Below are 23,482 nucleotides of genomic sequence, written 5' to 3'. Positions count from 1 at the left end.
ACGGGTCTTCGTGCCCTTCTGGCCACGGCCCTCACCTTGTTGTCGCTGGTGGCGAGCGGCCGCGCCACCGCGGCCGGCGTGTCGTCGACGCCGTGGACGGTGCCGACGATGCCCCCGTACTGCAGCGCGGCGCAGGCCGCGAGCGGTGACGTCGACGGCTGCCTGCTGAGCGCCGGTGGCGACCCGCCGAGCCGGGGCTGGGGCACGCCACCGTTCCCCGCCGCCGTCGCCGGCGAGGTGCTGCCTTGGGTGGACGTCGCGCAGGGGGCGTCGGGCAACATCGTGCGGGAGATCCAACAAGCGCTCGCCGACGCCGGCCATTCGATCGCCGTCGACGGCCAGTTCGGACCGATCACGGCGTCGGTGGTGAAGGCTTTCCAGACCGCAGAGGGCCTCCCCTCCACCGGAGTGGTAGACGCGGCAACTGCGGCCCGGCTCGGTGTCGAGCGCCGCTCCGCGGAGTGGCCCCCGCCGGGGTGGAAGTGGCTCGGCTGGGCGTACAACGGCTCGCCGGCACTTGCCGACTGGGAAGCGCGCATGGCGACGAACGCCGGACCCATCGGCGACGTGCGGGCCAAGGGAATCACGTTGATGCGGGCCGCGCTGCCCCTCTACGAGGGTTTCGTGCGCGAGATCCAGGCGGGCGGCTACAAGGTGTCGGGCATCGGCAGCTACGCGTTCCGGTGCACCTCGAGCGCGGGCAAGTCGTGTGAGGGCCTCGACGCGGGCTCGCTCTCCAACCATGCCTACGGCCTGGCCGTCGACGTGAACTCGTGGCTGAACCCGGAGGTCTCCTACAGCGGCGTCGACGGCAAGAGCGCCTGCGCGACGCCGCAGGCCACGGACATCCCCCGCTGGGTGGTGCAGATCGCCGAACGTTGGGGGCTCTACTGGGGTGGCTACGGCTGGAGCGGGGGCTGCAAGAACGCGAACGACCCCAAGTCGCGGGTGCTGCGTGACCCGATGCACTTCGAGTTCCGCGGCACTCCCGAGCAGGCGCGGGCGATCTTCCTGCACAACACCGGCCTTTCGATGCCACCCGAGGATCTGCAGCCCGCGGTGCGCCTCGGCCCGGTCGACACCTAGAGCAAAGCTGTCCGACACCTAGAGCCGAGCCGGTCGACCAGACTGCTCCGGTGCTCTTCGCCGAGCTGGCCACCGCCTCACGAGACGTCGCCGCCACCCCGGGCCGGCGGGACAAGGTCGCCCGGCTGGCGGCGCTCGTCTCCTCCACGCCGACAGAGCTGCTCGCCGCGGTGATCTCGTTCCTCGTCGGAGAGCCGCGCCAGGGCCGCATCGGCGTCGGCTGGGCCACCTTGTCGGGGGCGCGCGTCGAGCCCGCCGCCGCGCCGACGCTCACCGTCGCCGACGTGGACGGCGCGTTCGAGCGGGTGGTCTCTGCTCGCGGAGCAGGGTCACGTGAGGAGCGGACCGCCGTCCTCACCGATCTGTTCGCCCGTGCCACAGAGCCGGAGCAGGCGATGTTGGCCGCGATCGTCGGCGGCGAGCTGCGTCACGGTGCGCTCGCCGGCGTCCTCACCGACGCGGTGGCGCGCGCCGCAAACGTGCCCGTCGCGGCCGTGCGGCGGGCGGCGATGCTGAGCGGGTCGCTCGCCGGCGCCGCTGTTGCCGCACGGCGCGGTGGGCTGATGGCGCTAGATGGGATCGGCTTGGCGGTGCTGCACCCGGTGCAGCCGATGCTCGCGTCGCCGGCGGGGGGCGTCGCCGAGGCACTCGTGCTGACCGGGCCGGCGTCGGTCGAGTACAAGCTCGACGGCGCGCGGATCCAGGTCCACCGCAGCGGCGGGCAGGTGCGGATCTTCACCCGCAACCTGAACGACGTCACCGACCGCCTCGTCGGCGTGGTCGACGCGGTGGCTCGGCTGGACGTGGACGACGTCGTGCTCGACGGAGAGGTGCTCGGCCTGGCCGACGACGGCCGCCCGCGCGCGTTCCAGGACACGATGGGCGACCTCACCGCCACCGGCGGCGACGGCCGGGGCTCGCTGCTGCGGCCGTGGTTCTTCGACGTCTTGCACGCCGACGGCGAGACGGTGATCGACCGCCCTCTCGCCGAGCGTCGCGCCGTGCTCACGAGAGTGCTCCCGGCCGAGCTGGTCACCCCCGCCACGGCGACGCAGGACTCGGATGTCGCGGCGCAGTTCCTCGACGCCGCGCTGGCCGCCGGGCACGAAGGCGTGGTCGTCAAGGCGCTCGACTCGTCTTACGACGCCGGGCGCCGCGGCGGCTCTTGGCGCAAGGTGAAGCCGGTCCACACGCTCGATCTCGTGGTGCTGGCCGCCGAGTGGGGCCACGGGCGCCGGCGCGGATGGCTGTCCAACCTCCACCTCGGCGCGTGTGGGCCCGACGGCACGTTCGTGATGGTCGGCAAGACGTTCAAGGGGCTCACCGACGAGCTGCTCACGTGGCAGACCGAGCGCCTGCAGCAGCTCGCCCTCGGCACGGAGTCGAGCCCGCACGGCGGTGCCACCGTCGTGCACGTGCGCCCGGAGCTGGTGGTCGAGGTCGCCGTCGACGGTGTGCAGACGAGCCGCCGCTATCCGGGGGGCGTGGCACTGCGCTTCGCCCGGGTGCGTCGCTACCGCCAGGACAAGCCCGCCGCCGAGGCCGACACCATCGAGCGCGTGCGCAGCCTGGCCAGATGACCCGCCCCGTCCCCGCCCCGCCCCTCACGTTCTCGGTCGGATGAGTCGCGCTATGTGTCACAAATCCGACCGAGAACGCGGGGTGCCGCGGGCCTTTGGTGCCGGCGCGCGATGCTTGGCCGATGGTGGGTCAGCGCAACGCCGGTCTGCTCGCCGTAGGGCTGGTGGCGATCCTCGCCGCCTGGGCGGTCGGGCTCTTCCTCGGCGCCGACACCGCGCCTAGCTGGTCTGCTGCGGCGGTCGCGCCCGGTGCGACCCCGCTCGATCTGGTGGCGGCGATGCCGGCGCCGCTCGACGGACCGCGCTCGATCACTTCGCCGGCCACCGCCGCCGACGGCGTGCCTGCCGATCGGTTGGCCGGGCTACCGGTGTCGCCGACGACGCCCGGCCCGCCGGAGCCTCCCGACGGGGCGGAGCTGACGATGGCGTTCTCCGGCGATGCCCTGTGGCACAGCCCGCTCTGGGCGCGCGCGCAGCAGAACGCGGGCGGCGTCGGCTACGACTTCGTCCCGATGCTGGCGCGCATCCGCCCGATCGTCGAAGCCGTCGACCTCGGCGTCTGTCACCTGGAGACCCCCATCGCGCCGCCCGGCGAGGAGCTGTCCACCTATCCCAGCTTCGGGGTGCCCGCCGAGGTGGTCGTCGCCATCGAGCAGGCCGGCTACGACCGCTGCTCGACGGCGTCGAACCACGTGTTCGACAGGGGGATCACGGGCATCGAGGCGACGATCGCCGCCCTCGGCGCGGTCGGGATCACCCAAGCCGGCATGGCTCGCACGCCCGAGGAGATCGGCCCGACGGTGTTCGAAGTGGACGGGTTCGCCGTCAGCCACCTGTCGTACACCGAGTGGTACAACGGCAGGCGGCCACCGGCCGGAGAGGTCTGGCGCTCGGCGCTCATCGACCCGGCACGGATCATCGCCGACGCCACCGAGGCCCGCCGTCTCGGCGCCGAGGTGGTCGTGGTCAGTGTCCACTGGGGCGTCGAGGGGTCACACCTGGTCTCGGCGGCTCAGCGTTCGGTGGCCGAGGCGATCACGGCTGGCGGCGTGGTGGATCTCGTCGTCGGGCACGGACCCCACGTGGTTCAGCCGATCGAGCAGGTGAACGGGGTCTGGGTGATCTACAGCCTCGGCAACCACATCTCGAACCTGCCGGTCAACGAGTCGTGGCCGGCCAGCACGCAAGATGGTGCGATCGTCACCGTCGCCGGGGCGCGTCAGGCCGACGGCACGTTCGCCTTCCAACCCCCGACGGTGCATCCGACATGGGTCGACAAGCGGGCGGGCTGGTTGGTGCGCCCGGCGATCACCGACTTCGCCGACCCCGCGGTGCCAGCGGCCACGCGCGATGTGCTGTGGGTGTCGCTGCTGCGCTCCGGTGAGCATCTCGGCGAGTACTTCCCCTAGGACGGCCGATCGCGATGCGTGTGCTCACCTGGAACCTCTGGTGGCGCTTCGGCCCGTGGGAGCAGCGCCAAGGCGCCATCGCCCACGTGCTCGGGGAGGAGCAGCCCGACGTCGTCTGCCTGCAGGAGGTCTGGGCCGACGACGAACGGGACCAGGCGCAGGAACTGGCCGCGGGGCTCGGCTGCACAGCCGTCCGCACCGAGGGTGTGCAGATGGACGGGGTCTCCTTCGGCAACGCCGTGCTGAGCCGCTGGCCGATCGTGTCCTCGTCGCAGGTCGCGTTGCCGCGTGCCGACGGCTCGGACGGCCACCGTCGCGCGCTCGTTGCCGTGCTCGACACGCCGTGGGGCGCGTGGCCGGTGATCTCCACGCACCTCGACTACCGCTTCGACGACTCGGCGGTGCGCGAGCGCCAGGCCGCGGCGTTGTTGGAGCTGATCGCGTCGGTGCGCGGCGACCCCGAGCGTGACCCGCCGGTGATCATCGGCGGCGACTTCAACGCCGTTCCCGACAGCGACGAGATCCGCATGCTCACCGGGCGGCGAGTGTCGCCGGTGCGCAATTTGGTGCTGTCCGACGCGTGGGAGCACGTCGGAGAAGGCGCCGGGTACACCTGGCGCCACGACAACCCGTACCAGTCGGGCACCGCGTGGCCCAACCGGCGCCTCGACTACGTGTTCGTCTCCTGGCCTCGGCCGCGGCGCACCGGCCATCCGCTGCGCGTCTGGCGTGCGGGGGAGACTGCGGTCGACGGCGTCGTCGCGAGCGACCACTCCGCCGTCGTCGCCGACCTCGCCACGCCCTAGCCGTCAGCCGTTAGGGTGCCCGGTCGGACATGGCCGTCTTGCGCTTCAGCTTCGGCACGATGGGCTCTGGCAAGAGCACGCTCACGCTGCAGATCCACCACAACCTCTCCGTGCGGGGACTGCGCGGCATGCTGCTCACCAAGCTCGACCGCGACGGCACGCAGGTGAGCAGCCGGCTCGGCGTCTCGGCGCCGGCGGTCGAGGTGGATGCCGACCTCGACCTCTACGAGCTGACCGCGCAACACATGCCGCTCGACTTCCTGGTCTGCGACGAGGCCCAGTTCTACTCGCCCGCTCAGTGCGACCAATTGGCCGAGGTGGTCGATCGCCTCGGCGTCGACGTGTTCGCGTTCGGCCTGATCACCGACTTCCGCGGGCTCCTGTTCGAGGGCACCCGCCGCCTGCTCGAGGTGGCCGACGAGCGCATCGAGTTGCAGGTCGAGGCGCGGTGCTGGTGCGGCTCACGGGCCACGCATAACGCCCGCCTGGTCAACGGCACCATCGTCTACGAGGGCGAGACGGTGGTTGTCGGCGATACCGAGGACGCGCCGGCGCAGCCGCTGTTCGGCGACGTCGTTCACTACGAGCTGCTCTGCCGCCGTCACTACCGCTCCGGCGAGACCGGGCCGGACGAGGTGGTGGACTAGCGCCAGGCGCAGGGCATGCGCTTGATGCCGTTGATGAACGCGCTCTGCAGGTAGGCGGGCTCGCCGGTGATGCGCATACCGGGTAGCCGGGTGCGGATCTCGTCGAACATCACCGTCATCTCGCGCCGGGCGAGGTTCGCGCCGAGGCAGAAGTGGGGGCCACCGGCGCCGAAGCCGATCTGGGCAGGGTGCGGTGCACGGCGCACGTCGAAGCGGAAGGGATCGTCGAACACGCGCTCGTCGCGGTTGCCCGAGGAGTACAGCATGACGACCTTTTCGCCCTCTTTGATCGGGTGTCCGGCGATCTCGGTGTCTTCCGTCGCCGTGCGACGGAAGTGGATCACCGGCGTCGCCCAGCGCACGATCTCCTCCACGGCGGTCTTCGTGTGCAGATCGAAGTCGTCGAACCAGATCTGGCGCTGGTCGGGGTAGTCGGTGAGCGCCTTCATCCCGTGGCTCACCGCGTTGCGGGTGGTCTCGTTGCCGGCGACGACGAGCAGGATGAAGAACGAGCCGAACTCCTGCGCCGTCAGGCTCTGGCCGTCCACCTCGGCACTCATCATGATCGACGTGATGTCGTCGGCGGGCCGGGCCCGGCGATCTTCGCCGAGCGCCTGCGCGTAGGCGAACATCTGCAGCGCGACAGCCATCAGCTCGTCGTAGCTCGTCGCGTAGTCGGGGTCACCGACGCCGAGGATGACGTTCGTCCAGCTGAGGATCTGCTGGTGGTCCTCGGCGGGGATGCCCATCATCTCGCAGATGATCTGCAGCGGCAGGGGAGCGGCGACCTCGGAGACGAAGTCGCACTCACCGTCGGGGAACCGCTCGAGCAGGTCGTCGACGATCGCTGCCGCCTTCACCTTGACGTAGCCCTCGACCTTCGCGATCTCCTTCGGTGTGAAGCCGCGGGACACGATGGAACGCAGACGGAAGTGCTTGGGGTCGTCCATGTTGATCATCGAGCCGAAGAACTCGTTCAGCTCCTGGGGCATGTCGCCGATGTTCGAGCCCTTCCCGCTGCAGAAGACCGAGGCGTTGCGGCTGACGTGCCAGATGTCGTCGTGGCGGCTGATCACGTAGTAGCCGGGGCCGGGCGGGAACGGTGATCCCTCGAACACGCGCTCTTCGAAGAAGGCCACCGGGCGCTCGTCGCGCAGCGTCTTCCATGCGCCCTCTCGGTACGCACGGTCGGCGAGCCACAGCGCCTCGCCGGAGAAGTCGATCTCGTCGACGGGCACCTTCGGCAACTCTTTGACATCCATGGCCGGATCGTAGGATGCCGGGAGCCGGCCGCCAGACACGTGCTGCGCGTTCGTGCACGTCCCACCACGAAACCCGACAAGAGGGAGCATCCCGTGACCGAAGCCGTCATCGTCGCCACCGCCCGCAGCCCGATCGGACGGGCGAACAAGGGCTCGCTCGCCTCCATGCGCCCCGACGACATGGCTGCCCAGATCGTGAAGGCGCTGCTCGCGAAGGTGCCCCAGCTGCCGACCGACCAGATCGAAGACCTGATCATGGGCGTCGGTCAGCCTGCCGGCGAGGCCGGGTTCAACGTCGGGCGGGTCGTGGCGATCCTCGCCGGGCTCGACACCTGCCCCGGCGTCACGGTCAACCGCTACTGCTCTTCGAGCCTGCAGACGATCCGCATGGCCGCCCACGCGATCAAGGCCGGCGAGGGTGACTGCTTCATCGCCGCGGGGGTAGAGACCGTCAGCCGGTACGCGGCCGGCGCGTCGGACACCGCGCCGAACCCGATCTTCAAGCCCTCCGGCGATCGCACCCAGCTGCGCGCCCAGGGTGGCCAGCCCTCGTGGGCCCCCCAAGAGGGCCTTCCCGACATCTACATCGCGATGGGCCAGACGGCAGAGAACGTGCGTGAGGTGGAAGGCGTCACCCGTGAGGCGATGGACGCGTTCGCCAAGCGCTCCCAGGACCTCGCCGTGGAGCACATCGAGAACGGCTTCTTCGAGCGCGAGATCGTCCCGCTGACGCTGCCCGACGGCACCGTCGTCTCCCGCGACGACGGGCCTCGCGCCGGCACCACGCTGGAGGGCCTCGCCGGGCTGAAGGCCGTTTTCCGCCCCGACGGCCAGATCACCGCCGGTAACGCCTGCCCGCTGAACGACGGCGCGGCCGCAGTGGTGGTGATGAGCGACACCAAGGCGAAGGCGCTCGGCCTCACCCCTCTCGCGCGGGTGGTGTCGACCGGGGTGTCAGGACTCGACCCGGAGATCATGGGTCTCGGCCCGATCGAGGCCTGCCGGATGGCGCTGAAGCGTGCCGGCTTGACGATCGACGACGTCGACCTGGTCGAGATCAACGAGGCCTTCGCCGCGCAGGTACTGCCTTCGGCCGAGCACCTCGGCATCCCGATGGACAAGCTCAACGTGCACGGCGGGGCGATCGCCCTCGGCCACCCGTTCGGGATGACCGGCGCCCGCATCATGACCACCCTCATCAACGGCCTCCAGTGGGAGGACAAGTCGATCGGGCTCGAGTCGATGTGCGTCGGCGGCGGTCAGGGCATGGCGATGATCGTCGAGCGCCTCAGCTAGCCGAGCGCCTCGCTAGCCGACGGGCGGGTCGGGCCGCACGGCGTGCACCCGCACCAACCCCGGCTCGGTGCGGCACGGCTCGGCGCGCACCACATAGGGCACCCCGCCGGAGAGCAGGTTGGCGAGGGCCCACCTGCCCCCGGCCTCGGGAACTCCGTTGCCCATCGGATGGAGCGCGTCGACGGCCAGCCCCGCGGTCTCGGCTTCGGCGCACCACATCGCGATCAGCCCCTGGCGCAGGGCCGGGTTCTGGATCAGGTCGTCGCCTTGTAGGCACAGCTCGACGGTGGCGACGGTGACCGGTTCGACGCAGTCGATGGCGACGACGTCACCGCCCAGCTCGCCGTCGAGCATCACCACCACCGGCCCCTCCGGCGACACCTGCGAGCCGACGAAGCCGTAGCGCACGAGGGGCAGCCCGTCGTCGCCGTCGAGCACGATGCGGATGCGGTCGCCGGGCTGGAAGGTGGTCACGCCGGAGCCTCTTGCACTTCGCGGGCTGGGGCAGCGGCGAGCACGGAGTCGGAGAGCGCGGACCAGTGCTGCAGCGCCTCTGGCGCCCATTCGTCGAAGGGGCGGTCGGTGAGTGCGACCAGCGCGATGTCGGCCACCGGGTCGACCCACAGCATCGTGCCCGCGCCGCCGAAGTGGCCGAAGGTGGCCGGCGAGTTGGCGAGCCCCGTCCAGTGCGGTTGCTTCGCGCCGCGGATCTCGGGCCCGAGCCCCCACGGACACGGCCGGAACGTGCCGAGCCCGGGCACCGTGCCGTCGAGCGTCGCGAACTGGATGGTCGTGGCCTGCGCGGCGGTGGCCGGCGCCAGCAGGCGAGGTCGTAGCAGCTCGGCGGCGAAGCGTGCCGTGTCGGTGAGCGTGCTCCACACCGCGTGCGCGGGCGAGCCAGCCAGCGCGGTCGACGTCATCGCGAGGGGCTCGAACACGGCCTCGCGCAGGTAGTCGGCGAAGTCGATGCCCGTCGCCACGGCGACGTGTCGCGCTGCCACCTCGATCCCGGTGTTGGAGTAGATCCGCTTGCGTTCGGGCGCGAGCAGCGGACGCTCGCCGTCGAAGGGGTATCCACCGGCGTGGCTGAGCAGGTGGCGCAGCGTGCTGCCCGCAGGTCCGGCCGGCTCGTCGAGGTGGACAGAACCCTCCTCGACGGCGACGAGCACAGCCCACGCGGTGCACACCTTGGAGATGGAGGCGAGCCGGAAGCGGTGGTCGGGCGGGCCGCACTGGGCGAATACCCCGTCGGGGCCGACGATCGCGGCGGCGGCGGTCGGTACTGGCCAGGAGCCGAGCTGGGCCAGTGCCTCTTCCATCGCCGCGCCGGTCAGGCGAGCTCTGCCGACCGGATGAGCTCGGCCACCCCGAAGGCGAGGTCGAGGCTCTGGCGGCCGTTCAGTCGCGGGTCGCACATCGTCTGGTAGCGGTCGTCGAGGTCTTGGTCAGACAGCGAGTCGCCACCACCGACGCATTCGGTGACGTTGTCGCCGGTGAGCTCGACGTGGATGCCGCCTGGCCAGGTGCCTTCGGCCCGGTGAGCGGCGACGAAGCCGGCGATCTCGCGCATGATGTCGTCGAAGTGGCGGGTCTTGTGGCCGCTCGCGGTGGTGTAGGTATTCGCGTGCATCGGGTCGCAGGCCCACACCACCGGATGGCCGGCGTCACGCACCGCTTGCAGCAGCGGGCGCAGCGCCGCGACGACGTTGTCGGCGCCCATCCGGCTGATCAGGGTCAGGCGCCCGGGGATCCGTGCCGGGTTCAGTCGGTCGCACAGCTCGAGCACGTAGTCGACTTCGACCGAGGGTCCGATCTTGCAGCCGACCGGGTTGCCGACGCCGCGCAGGAACTCGACGTGCGCGCCGTCGAGCTGGCGGGTGCGCTCACCGATCCACAGCATGTGGGCCGAGCAGTCGTACCAGCCACCGGTCAGCGAGTCCTGCCGGGTGAGGGCCTCCTCGTAGCCGAGGATCAGCGCCTCGTGGCTGGTGAACACGTCGGTCTGGTGCAGGGCGGCGTGGCTCTCGGTGTCCACCCCGCAGGCCCGCATGAACCGCAACGCCCGGTCGATCTCGACCGCCACCTGGTCGTAGCGCTGACCCTCGGGGCTGGAGGCGACGAACTCCTGGTTCCACGCGTGTACCCGACCGAGGTCGGCGAAGCCGCCCTTCGTGAACGCGCGCACCAGGTTCAGAGTGGACGCCGACTGGTGGTACGCCTGCACCAGGCGCTCGGGGTGCGGCACCCTCGCCGCTGCGGTCGGGTTCGGGTCGTTGACGATGTGGCCACGGAAGCTCGGCAGCTCGACGTCGCCGACCATCTCGGTGGCGTACGAGCGTGGCTTCGCGAACTGGCCGGCCATCCGCCCGACCTTCACCACCGGCACGCCGAGGCTGTACGTCAGCACCACCGCCATCTGCAGGATCACGCGCAGCTTGTCGCGGATGTTGTTGGCCGAGAACTCACCGAAGCTCTCGGCGCAATCACCTGCTTGCAGCAAGAACGCGTTGCCTGCGGCCACCTGGCCGAGCGAGGACTGCAGCGAGCGCGCCTCGCCGGCAAAGACGAGCGGAGGGAATCCCTCGATCACCTTGAGCGCCCGATCGAGGTCTGCTTGGTCGGGCCAGTCGGGCTGCTGCTCGGCGGGACGCGATCGCCAAGAGGTCGGGTTCCAGCTCTGCGCCACGATCGAAAAGCCTAACGGCCCGGTGGCGTGTGCCACCGGGCCGTCGGGGAGGTCTCTCTAGGTGCTCGCGCTCAGGCGGCGAGGATGCGCTCGGCGTCCTCACGCAGGCCGGCGACCGCGCGGCTGACGAGGCGGCGGGCGGCCTCGGCGGTCACCCCGAGCTTCTCGCCGACTTCACGGAAGCTCTTGCGCTCGCCGTCGAGCAGACCGAAGCGGGCTTCTACGGCGAACCGGGCGCGATTGTCGAGCGTGCCGAGCAGCTCATCGAGCAGGGCGGTGTCGACGAGGGCCATCACGTGGTCTTCGGGCGTCCCGTCGCCGTTGGCCATCAGATCGCCGAGGGTGGCGTCGCCGTCGTCGCCGATGGTCTTGTCGAGCGACACCGGGGTGGTGAGGCGGTGCAGCTCGGCGTTGCCCGCGTCGAGCGTCTCGCCGTCGCCCGAGGCCTGGCGCAGGGCCGCACGCAGGCTGGCGGAGCGGTCGCCGGGGATGCGGATCAGGCTCGCCTTCTGGTCGAGCGCGCGCCCGATCGCCTGGCGGATCCAGAACGTGGCGTAGGTGGAGAACTTGAAGCCACGGCGCCAGTCGAACTTGTCGACGGCGTGCTCGAGGCCGAGGTTGCCCTCCTGGATGAGGTCGAGCAGGTCCATGCCCTGGGGCAGCGGATACCGCCGGGCGATGGAGACCACGAGGCGCAGGTTGGCCCGGATGAAGCGGTCCTTCGCGGCGGCGGCCTCTTTGATGGTGTTGCGGATCTCGCGGTTGGTGCGCTCGCCGTTGGCGAGGCGCTCGGCGGCCTCACGGCCACGCTCGATGGCGCGAGAGAGCACCCGCTCGTCTTCGGCAGTGAGCAGCGGGACCTTGCCGATGTCGTTTAGGTAGAGACCGATGGAGTCATTCATGGCGTGTCGTACAACCGTTCGTAGGTAGTGAGCATTCCAACCGATAACGTGTCAAAGGACACACCGGTCGGTTCCAAGGCGCCTGCCGGGCGCCGAGTGCCACCAGCCGCCCATGTGCCGCGCGTCGGGGGGTCGGCCGGAGCCGGGACGTCGCGGCGAACTGTGCGGTGACAAGATCTGCTGAGGTTAAGGGGGGTGAATATTTGGGGGAGTGAGTACCATAACACACCTGGCCTGCCCTGTCTCCTTGAATCCGGTGAGAGCTTGGTAGGAGCGCGCCCAGTCGAAACCGCCGCGACGGTGAAGGACCACCGACCGGCGATGCTGCCTAGACTTCCCCGCCGTGCCTGAGAACATGCCGCGCCGCATCGGCCTGTTCGGTGGCACATTCGACCCGCCCCACGTCGGACACCTCGTGACCGCGGTGAACGTCCGCCATGCCCTGTCGCTCGACATCGTCGTCTTGATGGTCGCGAACGTGCCCTGGCAGAAGGAGTCCAGCCGGCGGATAACCGACGCCGAAGACCGCTTCGCGATGGTCGCCGCAGCGGTAGAAGGCGTCGACGGGTTGCTTGCCGGCCGGCTCGAGATCGACCACGGTGGGCCCAGCTTCACCGCCGACACCCTCGCCGAACTGCGCCGATGCTGCCCCTCGGCCGAGCTGTACACCATCGTCGGAGACGACGCCGCCGCCGGGCTCCCCACCTGGGAACGCTTCGGCGAGGTGGTCGCCAACAGCCACATCGTCGTCGTCGACCGCCCGGGCGCGCCCGTGCAACTCCCCGAGGGCATCCACTGGGTGCGGGTGGAGGTACCCCGGCTCGAGGTGTCGAGCACCGATCTGCGGGCGCGTTTCGTAGATGGTCGCCCGCTCGACTACCTGGTCACCGCGCCGGTGCTCGACGTCATCGCCGAACGCGCCCTGTACCGCGGTGCCGACCGGTGAGCGCGCTGGCCGGCCGTCGCCGACGGATCACGATCGCCGCCTTCCTCGCCGGCCTGCTCGTGCTCGGTGCCCTGCCCGTGCTCGGCGTCGCGGCGTGGCGCGCGATCCGCGATTCGCGCGCGGCGAAGGCGGTGGTGCCGGTCAGCACCAGGTCGATCCCCGTCACCCCGACCGGGCTGCTCGCCGGCGTCGACGACGAGGGCACGCTCGCGATGCTCGCCGTGCTGGCTCTGCAGCCCGACGGCAGCGGCGGCACGATCGTGTCCGTGCCGGTCAACGCGGTCGAGACGGTGCTCGAGGACCTCGACCCCAAGCCGGTGGGAGCTTGGTTCGATTCCGGCGGTCTCGACGGCCTGGTGTTCGGCGTCGAGAGCCTGATGAACGTGTCGCTCGACGTGGCCGCTGTGGTGGACGCCGGTGAGCTCGCCGGGCTGATCGACCCCCTCGGCGACCTGCCGGTCACGTTCGCGGCCGACGTCGTCGACGGCGACTCGGTGGTGGTGCCAGCGGGAGAGCAGTTGCTGACCGCCGAGCAGGCGGCGCTGGCGCTCACCGCCATACCCGCGGAGGCCAGCGAGGCGGAGCGGTTGCCGCACGTGAAGGCCGTCTGGGAGGCCGTCGCCGCGGCGGCAGGCGACGGGGTGGCCGGATTGCAGCCGGCCGTGACCATCCCCGACGCGGGTGCCGAAGCGCCCGCCGACGTCGCGGGCTTCTTCACCGCGTTGTTGTCGGGCCCGGTGTCGGCCTGGCAGCTGCAGTACGAGCCCGTCGGGGAAGGCTCGGGCAATCCCGACGGCCTCGACCTGATGCTCGTCTCCAAGCCCGAGATCGTGCTGGTGATGGCGAGCGTGGCGCCGAGCGCGGTCGGCGCTCCCAACCCCGGGCTCGTCTTCCAGATCGACAGCTCGTTCAACGACGCCGACGTCACGAAAGACGTCATCTCGTGGCTCTACTACTTCGGCGCCAACGTCCAGCTCGTCCGTGAGGTCGGCGGCACCCCGCCGTCGGAGACGGTGCTCGAGTACGTGTTCGACATCGACCGCAAGGACCTCGCGCTGTACGAGTCGGTGCTCGGTCAGTTCACGGTGCAGCAGGCGGCCGAGCGGGTCGAAGGGATCGACATCCGCATCGTGCTCGGCGAAGACTTCTTGGAAGTGCTCGCCGAGCGCCAACCGCCCGACCTGTCGACGACGCCGTCGTCGAGCACCAGCGCACCCCCCGAGGACGGCGGATGACGACGAGACCCGAGGTTGCCCGGCCACAGGTGGACGAGACGCGCGAGCTGGCGCTCGCTGCTGCGCGAGCCGCCGACGCGAAGCAGGGCGAGGAGACCCTCGTCATCTCCGTCGGCGCGGTGCTGGCGATCACCGAGCTTTTCGTCGTGACGAGCGCCAAGAACCGGCGCCTCGTACGCACGCTCGCGAACGAGGTCGAGCAGTCGGTGCGGTCGGCGACGGGGCGCTCGCCGTTGCGCGTCGAGGGCCTGAAGGAGCTGAGCTGGGTCTTGCTCGACTACGGCGACGTCGTCGTGCACGTCTTCTCCGACGAGAGCCGGCGCTTCTACGAGATCGAGCGCCTCTACCGCGACCAGCCGAAGATCGCGTGGGTTGAGGAGGGGTCGCGCACGGCTGCTCCGTGAGCAGCTGTGACCCCTTCAGCGCGTTTTGAGCGGTGCAGGCGCGCTGGTATCGTTCGACGCCCGCGCGGGGCTGTAGCTCAGTTGGCAGAGCGCTTCCATGGCATGGAAGAGGTCAGGGGTTCAATTCCCCTCAGCTCCACCCCAAGCACCATTCTCGGTCGGATCTGTGACACATAGCGCGACTGATCCGACCGAGAACGGGTGGGGATGCGGTGTGGGTCAAGATGGGGAGATGACGATCGACGGGGCCGAGCTGCTGTCGCGGGCGTTGCTCGCCGAGGGTGTCGAGGTGATCTTCTCGATCTCCGACATCAGCCACAGCCCGCTGCTGCGCAGCACCGAGCTCGCCGGCATCCGCCATGTCGGCCCGCGCCACGAGAGCGCGGCGGTGCACATGGCCGACGCCTGGGCGCGGGCGGGCGGCGCGGGGATCGCCGTCGTCGTGGTCGCCGCCGGGCCTGGGGTGGCGAACATGATCCCGGGGCTGATGTGCGCCTGGATCGAGGGCCAGCCGCTGCTCGTGATCGGCATCCAGCGGGTACGCCGATCGGTGCACGCCGTGCGCCGGGGGCGCTTCCAGTACGGCCCCCAGCTAGACGTCGCCCGCCCGGTGGCGAAGTTCGCCGCGGTGGTTGAAGAGGCACGGCGTTTGCCCGAGTTCGTCCGCGAGGCCGTCCGCCAGGCGCTCGCCGGCCGGCCGGGCCCGTCTTACATCGAGATCCCGAGCGACGTGCTGCACGAGCAGGTCGATCCCGAGACGGCGCCGATCCTGCCCGCCTCCCTGACCCGCTTCGCGCCCGGCGCCCCCGATGCCGACTCCGTGGCACGTGCCGCCGCACTGCTGTCGGGCGCCTCGTTCCCGCTGATCCTCGCCGGGCAGGGCGTGCACCAGGCCGACGCGGCGGGCGAGCTGCGCGAGCTCGCCGAGCATCTCGGGGCACTGGTGATGACGACTGCCGGCGCGCGGGGGGCGTTCCCCGAGGACCACCCGCTTTCGGTCGGCATGTCGTTCCCGTGGGGGACGCCGGCGCACCTCGACTCCGACGTGATCCTCGCGGTCGGCACCCAGCTCGGCGAGCAGACCCAGTACCTGATGCCGCCCGGTTGGGCAGGGCCAGCACACCAGCGGCTGATCCACCTCGAGGTCGATCCGATGCGCATCGGCGTGAACCGCCCGACCGACGTCGGCCTGGTCGGCGACGCCCGGGCCGGGTTGTCCGCGCTGCTCGCCGCAGTGCGCGCCGCCGGCGGGATGCGCCAGCCGAACCCGGCCGGCGCACAGTACGCCGCCGACTTCGCCGTGTTCCGCACGGCGATCTTCGACTCGTACCGCGAGATCGACGGCGCGCCTGTGCACCCCGGCCGACTGGCCACCGAGGTCGCGGCGGCGTTGCCCGACGACGCGATCGTCTGCATCGACGGAGGCAACACCGGGCTGTGGGCGCACCTCGCGTTCACCTTCACCCGGGCTCGCTCGCTGATGTGGACCGGCCACTACGGCCACCTGGGCACCGGGCTGCCGTACGCGCTCGGGGCGAAGCTGGCTGCGCCCGAGCGCCCCGTCGTGCTGTTCACCGGTGACGGCGCGTTCGGGTTCAACCTGCAAGAGCTGGAGACCGCGGCTCGCGAGCAGATCCCGGTGGTCGTCGTCGTCAACTGCGACTCGGCGTGGGGCATGGAGGAGCTGCACATGATGAAGGTCGCCGGCACCACGGTCGGGGTGAAGCTCTCCGCCGTCCGCTACGACCACGTGGCGGCAGCCCTCGGGTGCCACAGCGAGCACGTCGCCCGCTCGGCCGACCTGCGCCCCGCGCTCGAGCGGGCGCTCGCGTGCGGACGACCCGCCGTGGTCCACGTAGACGTCGACGACCGCGAGAACGTGAACCCGCCCGGGCTCGACGAGTTCTCCGGCATGTACGCCGCCGAGCACACCTGAGCCGATGGCCCGGGTCGTCGTCACCGGCGCCGGCGGGTTCGTCGGGCGCGCGCTGCTGAACTCCTACCGATCCGTCGGCTGGGACGTCGCCGGGGTGGAGCTGTCGCCGGCGCCCGATTGGGCGCGGGAGTGGGACGTGGTCGCCGGCGACGTCTCCGAGCCGGGAACCTGGCAGGAGCACCTCGTCGGAGCCGACGTCGTGGTCCACACCGCGGCGCTCGTGTCGAACGTGGTGTCCAGGCGCCGCGCTTGGCAGGTGAACGTGTGCGGCACCCGCAACGTCGTGGAAGCCGTCGCCGAGGGCGGGGCGAAGCGGATGGTGCAGTTCTCCTCGCTCGCCGTCTACTCGCACCACCGCGACGGTGTGCTCGACGAGCACCATCCCGTGCGACCCTCCGGCGACGTGTACGGCGACACGAAGATCGCCGGTGAGCAGGTGGTCTTGCAGGCCCACGCCGCGGGCGAGGTGCAGGCCACCATCGTGCGTCCCGGCGACATCTACGGCCCCGGTTCCCGGCCGTGGACGATCCTGCCCGTCCAGTCGCTGAAGTCGCACCAGGTGGTGCTGCCGGCGATGGGCAAGGGGGTGTTCAGCCCGATCTACGTCGACGACGTGGTCGAGTTCGTGCGCACCGCGGCGCAGCACCCGGCCGCCATCGGCGAGGTCTTCAACCTCACCGGGGGAGTGGCCGTGTCGACCCGCGAGTTCATCTCGTACTACTCGCGGATGCTCGGCATGAGACCGCCACCGGTGGCTCCGACACCGGTCGCCGTCGGGGTGGCCGCGGCGCTGGGGGCGACGTTGCGCAGGCTGGGCCGCCCGAGCGAGGTGAACGCGGCGACGATGCGCATGCTCGCCGCGACCGGCACGGTGTCGATCGACAAGGCGCGGCGTCTGCTCGGCTGGGAGCCGCGGGTGCCCCTCGCCGCGGGCATGGCTCGCACCGAGGCCTGGCTGCGCCGCGAAGGCTTCCTCGACAAGGAGGCGAAGTAGCGGGCAGTCAGCCCCCGGACAAGGCCTGCATGATGACGAGCTCGCCGAGGCCCTCGACCGACGTGTCGAGATCACGGCAGCGCTCGGAGCCGATCCACACCACCATGTGGGGCCGCAGCCGGCGCTGCTCGTCGACGACACGGAACGCGATGCCGGGGTACTGGCGGTCGAGGTCGTCGAGCACCTCGATCACGGTGGAGCCGTCGGCGGTGACGTTCGCCGCGTTCGCGGTGTAGGACCGCAGGGGCGTGGGGATGCGAACCTTCACCCGACCTCCAGCGAGTACACCTCCGGCAGGTGGGCGACGACCAGCTGCCACTTGTCGCCCTCGTCCCTGCTCGCCCAGATCTCGCCGCTCGTCGTCGCGAAGTAGACGCCGACCGGATCGCGGTCGTCCACGCACATCGCCTGACGCTTGACGGTGAACCAGGCTCGCTCGGGCAACCCGCGGTCGAGCCTCGACCAGGAGGCGCCGGCGTCGCGGGTGACGTACGCCGCCGGGCGCCCGTCGGGGCTGGTGCGGGGCCAGACGTCGGTGCCGTCCATCGGGAACACCCACGCCGTGTCCGGGTCACGCGGGTGGAGCTCGATCGGAAAGCCGATGTCGCCGACGTCGCGAGGCATGTTGTCGCCGATCCGCTCCCATCGCTCGGCGGGTCGGTCGATTCGGTAGATGCCGCAGTGGTTCTGCTGGTACAGCCGGTCCGGCATCAGTGGGTGCAGACGCACGCAGTGGGGGTCGTGGCCGAACTCGGGGTCGGGGTCGGGAAAGAAATCCGCCGCGCAGCCCCGGTTGAGCGGTCGCCAGTCGCTGCCGGCGTCGGTCGATTCGAACACCCCGCCTCCGGAGAGCCCGATGTAGAGGTGACCGGGATCGCGCGGGTCGACGTTGACCGAATGCAGCAACGAGCCTGCCGGGCTACCTTCGATGGCAGGCCACTCCGCCCAGGTACCCCACTGCGGATGGTCGTTCCAACCGTCCACGGGCGCCCAGGTGTCGCCGCCGTCCTCCGAGCGGAACAGCCCCTGCGGCGAGCCGCCGGCGTACCAGACGCCGGGCTCGTCCGGGTGGCCCGGTGTCAGCCAGAACACGGTGCGCACGCTGCGGCCGAACTCGTCACCTGGGCGAAAGGCCGGTGGGCTCGAGGCCTCGGTCCACGTCTCGCCCCGGTCGAGGGAGCGGAACACGGTCGGCCCGAGATGCCCGGTCTTCGCGGCCATCAGCATCCTCTCGCCGTCGCGCGGGTCGAGGACCAGATGCTGGATGACGTGGCCGAGGAAGAGGGGTGAACTGATCGCCCATCGCTCGCGGGCCCGGTCGGCGGCGAGGATCCAGGCCCCTTTGCGGGTGCCGACGAGCAGGCGCGGACCGTCGAGGTCGGAGGGCATTTCACCCGTGATGGGTTCGAGAGCCATCGATCCATCCTCGCGCTCCGGGACCGGGCCGAGATCCGAGTTTCGGCGGAGGGGCCGACGGGTAGGTCGTGAGTGATGTTCGACGACCAGCCCTCCGACAACACCACCTTGACCGACGTGATCGCGTCCTACCACGACGCCGGGTTCACGACGGACTTCTTCGCGGAGGAACCGGCCTCGATCCGCTGTTGCGCCTGCAACTCCGTGCTGGACGCCGGGTTGTTGCCGATGCACTCGATGCGTCGGATGGAGGGCGCTTCGGACCCCTCCGACATGCTGGCCGTCGTCGCGACGAAATGTCCGGTCTGCTCGGCCACCGGCACGCTCGTGCTCGGGTTCGGCCCGATGGCCTCGCCCGCCGATGCGGCGGCGATGAGCGCGCTGCAGGACAGGCGCGACTGCGCAGGTCTGCCGGCGAGCGCCGCGCCCGGAGAGATGCCCGACGAAAACCCCACCGAGCAGGACTCCAGCGAGTCTGTCTCAGCCAGGCCCACCACGTGAGACACGGGGGCGCGCCATCGCTCCCAGATCCATCGCTGCATCGAGTGTCTGTTCGTCGACCAGACCGGCATCGGTGACGACGTCACGCACCGAGCGGCCCTCGGCCACGGCCTGGCGCACCAGGCGCGCCGCGGCGTCGTAGCCGATGTTCGGTGCGAGCGACGTGACGAGGGCCGCGGAACTCGCCGCGTGGCGGGCCATCCGGTCGACGTCCACCTCGATCCCGCGCACGCACCGCTCGGCCAACACGTTCGTCGCCGAGGCGATCAACGTGAGCGACGAGAGCACACTTCGCGCAAGGAGCGGCATCGCCGTGCTGAGCTGCAGCGTGGACGCCGTCGCGGCGAACGTCGCCGCGGCGTCGTTGCCGACCACCTGGGCGGCGACCTGCTGCACCACCTCGGCGATCACCGGGTTCACCTTGCCGGGCATGATCGAGCTGCCTGCCTGCAGCTCCGGCAGGCGCACTTCGCCGAGCCCCGTCGCCGGACCGGACCCGAGCAGGCGCAGGTCGCCGGCGATCTTGTGCAGGCCCAGGGCGACGACCTTCGCCGTCGCCCCGATCTCGACGAGGGCGTCTTGCGACGACTGCGCCTCGAAGTGGTCGACCGCCTCGCGCAGCGCGAGCCCGGTGCGCCGGGCGAGACCCTCGATCACGGCGGCCGCGAAGTCTTCCGGCGCGTTCAGGCCGGTGCCGACCGCAGTTCCCCCGAGGGGCAGCTCGAGCACGCGTGGCAGGGCAGCCTCGAACCGCTCCCGTCCGAGGCGGACGACGCGGGCCCATCCCGCCACCTCCTGACCGAAGGTCATCGGCACTGCGTCCATCAGGTGCGTGCGGCCGGCCTTCACCGTGTCGAGGTGGCGGTGTGCGAGCTCGGTGAGCGCCTCGGCGAGCGAGTCGAGCGCCGGCAGCACCTCGTGCACCGTCGTGCGCGCGGCGGCGATCCGCACCGCGGAGGGGAAGGTGTCATTGGACGACTGCGACGTGTTCACGTGGTCGTTGGGGTGGACCGCCGCGCCGAGCAGCTCGCTCGCGCGGTGCGCGACCACCTCGTTGACGTTCATGTTGGTCGAGGTGCCCGAACCCGTCTGGAACACGTCCACCGGGAACTGTTCGACCATCTTCTCGTCGACGAGCTCGGCGACAGCGCGCTCGATCGCATCTGCCGTCTCGCGGGGGATCACGCCGAGGTCGGCGTTCACGCGCGCGGCCTCGGCCTTCACCAGCAGCAGCGCCTCCACCACCGGCCACGGCATCGGCTCACCGGATATCGGGAAGTTGGCGATCGCCAGCTCGGTCTGGCGACCCCACCACCGAGCAACAGCCTGATCAGCCATCGAAGGCACCTCCGAGCGTTTGGGGGGACCCCGCATTCTGGTCGGGTTTGCCCGGGCGCGGGTAGGGGTAACTCGGTGACCGTTCGCCGCATTCGTGTACCCGAGGAGGAATCGATGTCCGGAACGCTGAAGCTCGCCGCCGAGACCGTGAAGACAGCCGCCGAATCGACGGCCAGCACATTCTCAGACCTGGTCGACGAGGCCAAGACGAGGATCGAGGAGAGCTCGCTGCCGATGCCGACGAGCGCCAAGCGCCGCCGGTCGCGCCGCAACAGGAAGCCCATGGCGCTGATCGCGCTGGTTGTTGCCGGCGTCGCCACTGCAGTCGCCTGCCGCCTGATGCAGGGTCGGCGGGCGAAGTCCACCTCGATCGGTGGCACCTACCCGGACCGTGATCGAGCTGCCCAGCGAGACGACCGGGGCAGCAGCGGTTCGCCCGTCGATTCTGCAGGGAGCTCGGTCGGTGCGTCCGGCGCGACGAAGGTGCCCAGCGGCGCCCACGCGACGGCTCCCAGCTGAACACCCGAACGACAACGATTGAACGACCGTGCCCGGGATCGAGGCCGCCGGCCTGACGAGGCAGTTCTCCCGCCAGGTGGTGGTCGACAACCTGGATCTCAGCGTGGAGCCGGGCACGATCGTCGGCCTGATCGGGCCGAGCGGGTGCGGCAAGACGACCACCGTGCGCCTGCTCACCGGCCTGCTCCGCCCGACGAGTGGCACCTCTTACGTCGGGGGGCGCAACTCCACGCAGCTCTCCAAGCGCGACCGACGTCGCATCGGCTACCTGCCGCAGATCCCCGCGCTGTTCGACGACCTCACTGTTGCGGAGAACCTGCGCTTCCACGCCTCGATGTACGGGTTGTCATGGCGCAGCCGTCGCCGGCGGTTGGCTGCACTGCTCGACTGGGTGGAGCTGACGCCTGACCGGCGCAAGCGCGTGAACCAGGTGTCGGGGGGCATGCAGCGCCGCCTCGCGCTCGCCGCGGCGTTCGTGCACTCTCCCGCGTTCGCGTTCCTCGACGAGCCGACCGCCGGCATCGACCCGATCCTGCGGGAGAAGTTCTGGAGCGAGTTCCGCACCGTCGCCTCCGGCGGCTCGACGATGCTCGTCACCACGCAGTACGTCGGCGAAGCCGCCTATTGCGACCTCGTCGGCGTGCTGTCCGACGGCCAGCTGCTGATGGTCGAGACTCCGGCCAACCTGCGTCGCGCCGCGTTCGGGGGCGACGTCGTGCGCGTCGACCTGGAACGGCCGCCCACCGAAGCGGACATGGCCGCCCTGGCCACTCCCGAGATCGGTGCCCGCAGCGTGGAGCGCTTCTCCGACGTCAGCGTGCGCGTCGTGGTCGAGGACGCGAACCGTGCCCTCGACGTGTTGCGCTCCGGCACTGCCGATGCGGGGCCGCGGGTGGTCGACGCCGGCGAGTACGTGGCCGACTTCGACGAGGCCTTCGTGCGGATCGTCGAGCAGCATCGAGCCAGCACGGCCGAGGCGGCGGGGGTTCCGGCATGATCCGAGCCTTCGCGTTCTTCCGCAAGGAGCTGGTCGAGATCGTGCGCCAGCCGCGCCTCGTCGCCTTGATGGTGCTCGGGCCGTTCCTGGTGCTCGCGCTCTTCGGGCTCGGCTACTCCGGCCGGCCGATGCTGATGCACACGACGTTCGTCGGCCCCGACGGCTCGATCTACGAACAGGTCGTCGACGACTACCGCGACGAGCTCTCCGAGCTGATCGACGCCGGGGACTACCTGGACGACGAGGCCGTCGCCCTGGAAGCTCTCCGCAAGGACGAGACCGACCTGGTGGTGGTGTTCCCGGAGGACGCACTCGGCGACCTGCGCGCCGGCGAGCACGCAGTGATCAAGGTGGTGCACGACGAGATCGACCCGATTCGCCGGACCGCGGTCGAGGTCGCCGCCCGGCTGGCGATCCAGCAGGTGAACGCGACCGTGCTCGCCGCTGCCGCCGGTCAGGCCCAAGGGGCCCTCAGCCCGGCGGCCGCCATCGCCGAACAGGTCTCCGCTGGTGCGGCCGCCCTCGAGGCCGACGGCTCCGCCGGCGAGCGCTCGGCGGAGCTGGTCCGCGAGATCGATTCCCACCTGGGCGATCTCGCCGAGGTGGCGACCGGCTCGCAGGTGGTGCTCACCAGGCTCTCGACAGGCACCGCCCCTACGGCCGACGCCGTGGAGACGGTCGAGAACGTCGACTCCGGCCTCGTCGCGGCCCGTGACCGGCTCGTCGACCTGCGTCAACGGCTGAGCGACGCGGACCTGGACGATCCCGCCGCCGTAGGGCTGCTCGCCACCGAGTTGCGTGAGCTGGCCGACACCTTCGTCACGCTGACCACGCTGTCGCCGGAGTTGCTGGTGCAGCCGTTCGAGAGCGAGACCGAGAGCACGCTCGCCGAGGCCGTGACCCCGACCGCGTACTTCAGCCCGGCCTCGATCGCGCTGTTGCTGTCGCACCTCGCGCTGACCCTCGCCGCGTTGTCGCTGCTGCGGGACCGCCGCACGGGCCTCTTCGAGGTGCTGCGTGCCGGGCCGATGTCGTCGGTGCACATCCTGACCGGCAAGTTCCTCGCCTACCTCGTCGTCGGCGGTCTCGTCGGCGCGGGGCTCCTCGCCGCCGGCGTGTTCGCCCTCGACGTGCCGATGCAGGGCTCGGTGGTGTGGCTCGTGCCGATCGTCGCCGGCGTCGTGCTGGCCTCGCTCGGCCTCGGCATGGTGCTGTCGGCGGCTTCTTCGACGGAGAGCCAGGCCGTGCAATGGGCGATGCTGACGCTGCTCGGCGGGCTGTTCTTCAGCGGCTTCATCCTCTCTCTCGACGACCTGGCGTACCCGATACGCCTGCTGTCGTTCGCGCTCCCCGTCACCTACGGGATCCGTGCCTTGCAGGACGTGATGCTGCGCGGCGTCGACCCCAGCGTCGCCGACATCGGCGGGCTCGCCGCGCTCAGTGCGGTGTACTTGTTCGTCGCCTCGACGGCGCTGCGCCGGGCGCTGCGACCGACCTGACCGCGATGGCGACGCGCCGGTAG

23 protein-coding genes and 1 tRNA gene are annotated in these 23,482 nt (G+C 70.7%); 16 read left to right on the top strand and 8 right to left on the bottom strand.

The genetic code is table 11. The features are described from left to right. The first annotated feature begins 48 nt into the window (after positions 1-48). The 5 genes from IPM43_02235 to IPM43_02215 all read left to right on the top strand — a co-directional run bounded on the left by IPM43_02235 (position 49) and on the right by IPM43_02215 (position 5,528). Entirely contained in the window at positions 49-1,086 is a 1,038-nt protein-coding gene (locus IPM43_02235) for a peptidoglycan-binding protein (protein ID QQS25234.1), read from the top strand. 50 nt (positions 1,087-1,136) lie between these two features. Next, positions 1,137-2,666: an ATP-dependent DNA ligase gene (locus IPM43_02230; GenBank protein QQS25233.1), complete on the top strand. Its 1,530-nt coding sequence runs from the start codon at positions 1,137-1,139 to the stop codon at positions 2,664-2,666. A 122-nt stretch (positions 2,667-2,788) separates the two neighbouring features. After that, positions 2,789-4,075, top strand: coding sequence for a CapA family protein (locus tag IPM43_02225; protein ID QQS25232.1), 1,287 nt, complete (start codon positions 2,789-2,791; stop codon positions 4,073-4,075). A gap of 14 nt (positions 4,076-4,089) precedes the next feature. Continuing rightward, positions 4,090-4,881, top strand: coding sequence for an endonuclease/exonuclease/phosphatase family protein (locus IPM43_02220; GenBank protein ID QQS25231.1), 792 nt, complete (start codon positions 4,090-4,092; stop codon positions 4,879-4,881). 29 nt (positions 4,882-4,910) lie between these two features. Continuing rightward, positions 4,911-5,528 (top strand): thymidine kinase, encoded by a 618-nt coding sequence (locus tag IPM43_02215; GenBank protein QQS25230.1) that lies wholly within the window; start codon positions 4,911-4,913, stop codon positions 5,526-5,528. Here IPM43_02215 and IPM43_02210 read toward each other — a convergent pair. Next, the gene (locus IPM43_02210) at positions 5,525-6,790 is read right to left on the bottom strand and encodes a cytochrome P450 (protein QQS25229.1); all 1,266 of its coding nucleotides are present in this window, start codon (positions 6,788-6,790) and stop codon (positions 5,525-5,527) included. The two genes, IPM43_02215 and IPM43_02210, sit on opposite strands and share 4 nt — an antisense overlap. Before the next feature lie 93 nt (positions 6,791-6,883). Here IPM43_02210 and IPM43_02205 point away from each other — a divergent pair, with 93 nt between their 5' ends. Next, the gene (locus IPM43_02205) at positions 6,884-8,086 is read left to right on the top strand and encodes an acetyl-CoA C-acetyltransferase (GenBank protein QQS25228.1); all 1,203 of its coding nucleotides are present in this window, start codon (positions 6,884-6,886) and stop codon (positions 8,084-8,086) included. A 12-nt stretch (positions 8,087-8,098) separates the two neighbouring features. On the opposite strand, the gene IPM43_02200 is transcribed toward IPM43_02205, so the two are convergent. From IPM43_02200 to IPM43_02185, 4 genes are all read right to left on the bottom strand, one after another. Further along, entirely contained in the window at positions 8,099-8,560 is a 462-nt protein-coding gene (locus tag IPM43_02200) for a hypothetical protein (GenBank protein QQS25227.1), read from the bottom strand. Further along, the gene (locus IPM43_02195) at positions 8,557-9,405 is read right to left on the bottom strand and encodes a beta-lactamase family protein (GenBank protein QQS25226.1); all 849 of its coding nucleotides are present in this window, start codon (positions 9,403-9,405) and stop codon (positions 8,557-8,559) included. The genes IPM43_02200 and IPM43_02195 overlap by 4 nt, the downstream gene beginning before the upstream one ends. Before the next feature lie 11 nt (positions 9,406-9,416). After that, on the bottom strand, positions 9,417-10,772 hold the full coding sequence (locus tag IPM43_02190; protein ID QQS25225.1) for a 3-deoxy-7-phosphoheptulonate synthase class II: 1,356 nt from the start codon (positions 10,770-10,772) through the stop codon (positions 9,417-9,419). 71 nt (positions 10,773-10,843) lie between these two features. After that, positions 10,844-11,674 carry a sigma-70 family RNA polymerase sigma factor gene (locus tag IPM43_02185; GenBank protein ID QQS25224.1) on the bottom strand — a complete coding sequence of 277 codons (831 nt, stop codon included), beginning with the start codon at positions 11,672-11,674 and terminating at the stop codon, positions 10,844-10,846. A gap of 343 nt (positions 11,675-12,017) precedes the next feature. Between IPM43_02185 and nadD the strand changes: the two genes are divergently transcribed. The 6 genes from nadD (at position 12,018) to IPM43_02155 (ending at position 17,189) form a co-directional block, all read left to right on the top strand. Next, positions 12,018-12,620 carry a nicotinate (nicotinamide) nucleotide adenylyltransferase gene (gene nadD, locus IPM43_02180; protein QQS25223.1) on the top strand — a complete coding sequence of 201 codons (603 nt, stop codon included), beginning with the start codon at positions 12,018-12,020 and terminating at the stop codon, positions 12,618-12,620. Continuing rightward, positions 12,617-13,855, top strand: a complete 1,239-nt coding sequence (locus IPM43_02175; protein QQS25222.1) for a hypothetical protein — start codon at positions 12,617-12,619, stop codon at positions 13,853-13,855. Before nadD ends, IPM43_02175 begins: the two co-directional genes overlap by 4 nt. Continuing rightward, the gene (rsfS, locus tag IPM43_02170; GenBank protein QQS25221.1) at positions 13,852-14,259 is read left to right on the top strand and encodes a ribosome silencing factor; all 408 of its coding nucleotides are present in this window, start codon (positions 13,852-13,854) and stop codon (positions 14,257-14,259) included. The genes IPM43_02175 and rsfS overlap by 4 nt, the downstream gene beginning before the upstream one ends. Before the next feature lie 66 nt (positions 14,260-14,325). Further along, positions 14,326-14,398, top strand: a tRNA-Ala gene (locus IPM43_02165). Between the two features lie 93 nt (positions 14,399-14,491). Next, a complete protein-coding gene (locus IPM43_02160; GenBank protein ID QQS25220.1) occupies positions 14,492-16,195 on the top strand; it encodes a thiamine pyrophosphate-binding protein in 1,704 nt (567 codons plus the stop codon). Between the two features lie 4 nt (positions 16,196-16,199). After that, positions 16,200-17,189 carry an NAD-dependent epimerase/dehydratase family protein gene (locus IPM43_02155; protein QQS25219.1) on the top strand — a complete coding sequence of 330 codons (990 nt, stop codon included), beginning with the start codon at positions 16,200-16,202 and terminating at the stop codon, positions 17,187-17,189. A gap of 7 nt (positions 17,190-17,196) precedes the next feature. Here IPM43_02155 and IPM43_02150 read toward each other — a convergent pair whose 3' ends face one another. Together IPM43_02150 and IPM43_02145 are read right to left on the bottom strand one after the other, a co-directional pair. Next, on the bottom strand, positions 17,197-17,457 hold the full coding sequence (locus tag IPM43_02150; GenBank protein QQS25218.1) for a MoaD/ThiS family protein: 261 nt from the start codon (positions 17,455-17,457) through the stop codon (positions 17,197-17,199). After that, positions 17,454-18,578 (bottom strand): glycosyl hydrolase, encoded by a 1,125-nt coding sequence (locus IPM43_02145; GenBank protein ID QQS26292.1) that lies wholly within the window; start codon positions 18,576-18,578, stop codon positions 17,454-17,456. The genes IPM43_02150 and IPM43_02145 overlap by 4 nt, the downstream gene beginning before the upstream one ends. 102 nt (positions 18,579-18,680) lie before the next feature. Here IPM43_02145 and IPM43_02140 point away from each other — a divergent pair, with 102 nt between their 5' ends. Beyond that, positions 18,681-19,106, top strand: a complete 426-nt coding sequence (locus tag IPM43_02140) for a hypothetical protein (GenBank protein ID QQS25217.1) — start codon at positions 18,681-18,683, stop codon at positions 19,104-19,106. Here the strand turns inward: IPM43_02140 and IPM43_02135 are convergent. Beyond that, positions 19,086-20,444: a class II fumarate hydratase gene (locus IPM43_02135; protein ID QQS25216.1), complete on the bottom strand. Its 1,359-nt coding sequence runs from the start codon at positions 20,442-20,444 to the stop codon at positions 19,086-19,088. The genes IPM43_02140 and IPM43_02135 overlap by 21 nt on opposite strands. 114 nt (positions 20,445-20,558) lie before the next feature. On the opposite strand from IPM43_02135, the gene IPM43_02130 reads away from it, so the two are divergent. From IPM43_02130 to IPM43_02120, 3 genes are read left to right on the top strand one after another with little or no spacing between them, the layout of a single operon-like run. Continuing rightward, a complete protein-coding gene (locus IPM43_02130) occupies positions 20,559-20,963 on the top strand; it encodes a hypothetical protein (protein ID QQS25215.1) in 405 nt (134 codons plus the stop codon). Positions 20,964-20,991: 28 nt separating this feature from the next. After that, the gene (locus IPM43_02125) at positions 20,992-21,960 is read left to right on the top strand and encodes an ABC transporter ATP-binding protein (protein ID QQS25214.1); all 969 of its coding nucleotides are present in this window, start codon (positions 20,992-20,994) and stop codon (positions 21,958-21,960) included. Beyond that, positions 21,957-23,459 (top strand): ABC transporter permease, encoded by a 1,503-nt coding sequence (locus IPM43_02120; protein ID QQS25213.1) that lies wholly within the window; start codon positions 21,957-21,959, stop codon positions 23,457-23,459. Before IPM43_02125 ends, IPM43_02120 begins: the two co-directional genes overlap by 4 nt. The last annotated feature ends 23 nt before the right edge of the window (positions 23,460-23,482 follow it).

It is taken from the genome of Actinomycetota bacterium, from assembly GCA_016700055.1.
Taxonomy (GTDB): Bacteria; Actinomycetota; Acidimicrobiia; order Acidimicrobiales; family Ilumatobacteraceae; genus Kalu-18.
The sequence above is the reverse complement of the archived record's forward strand: the minus strand, read 5'-3'. Positions and strand labels throughout refer to the sequence as shown.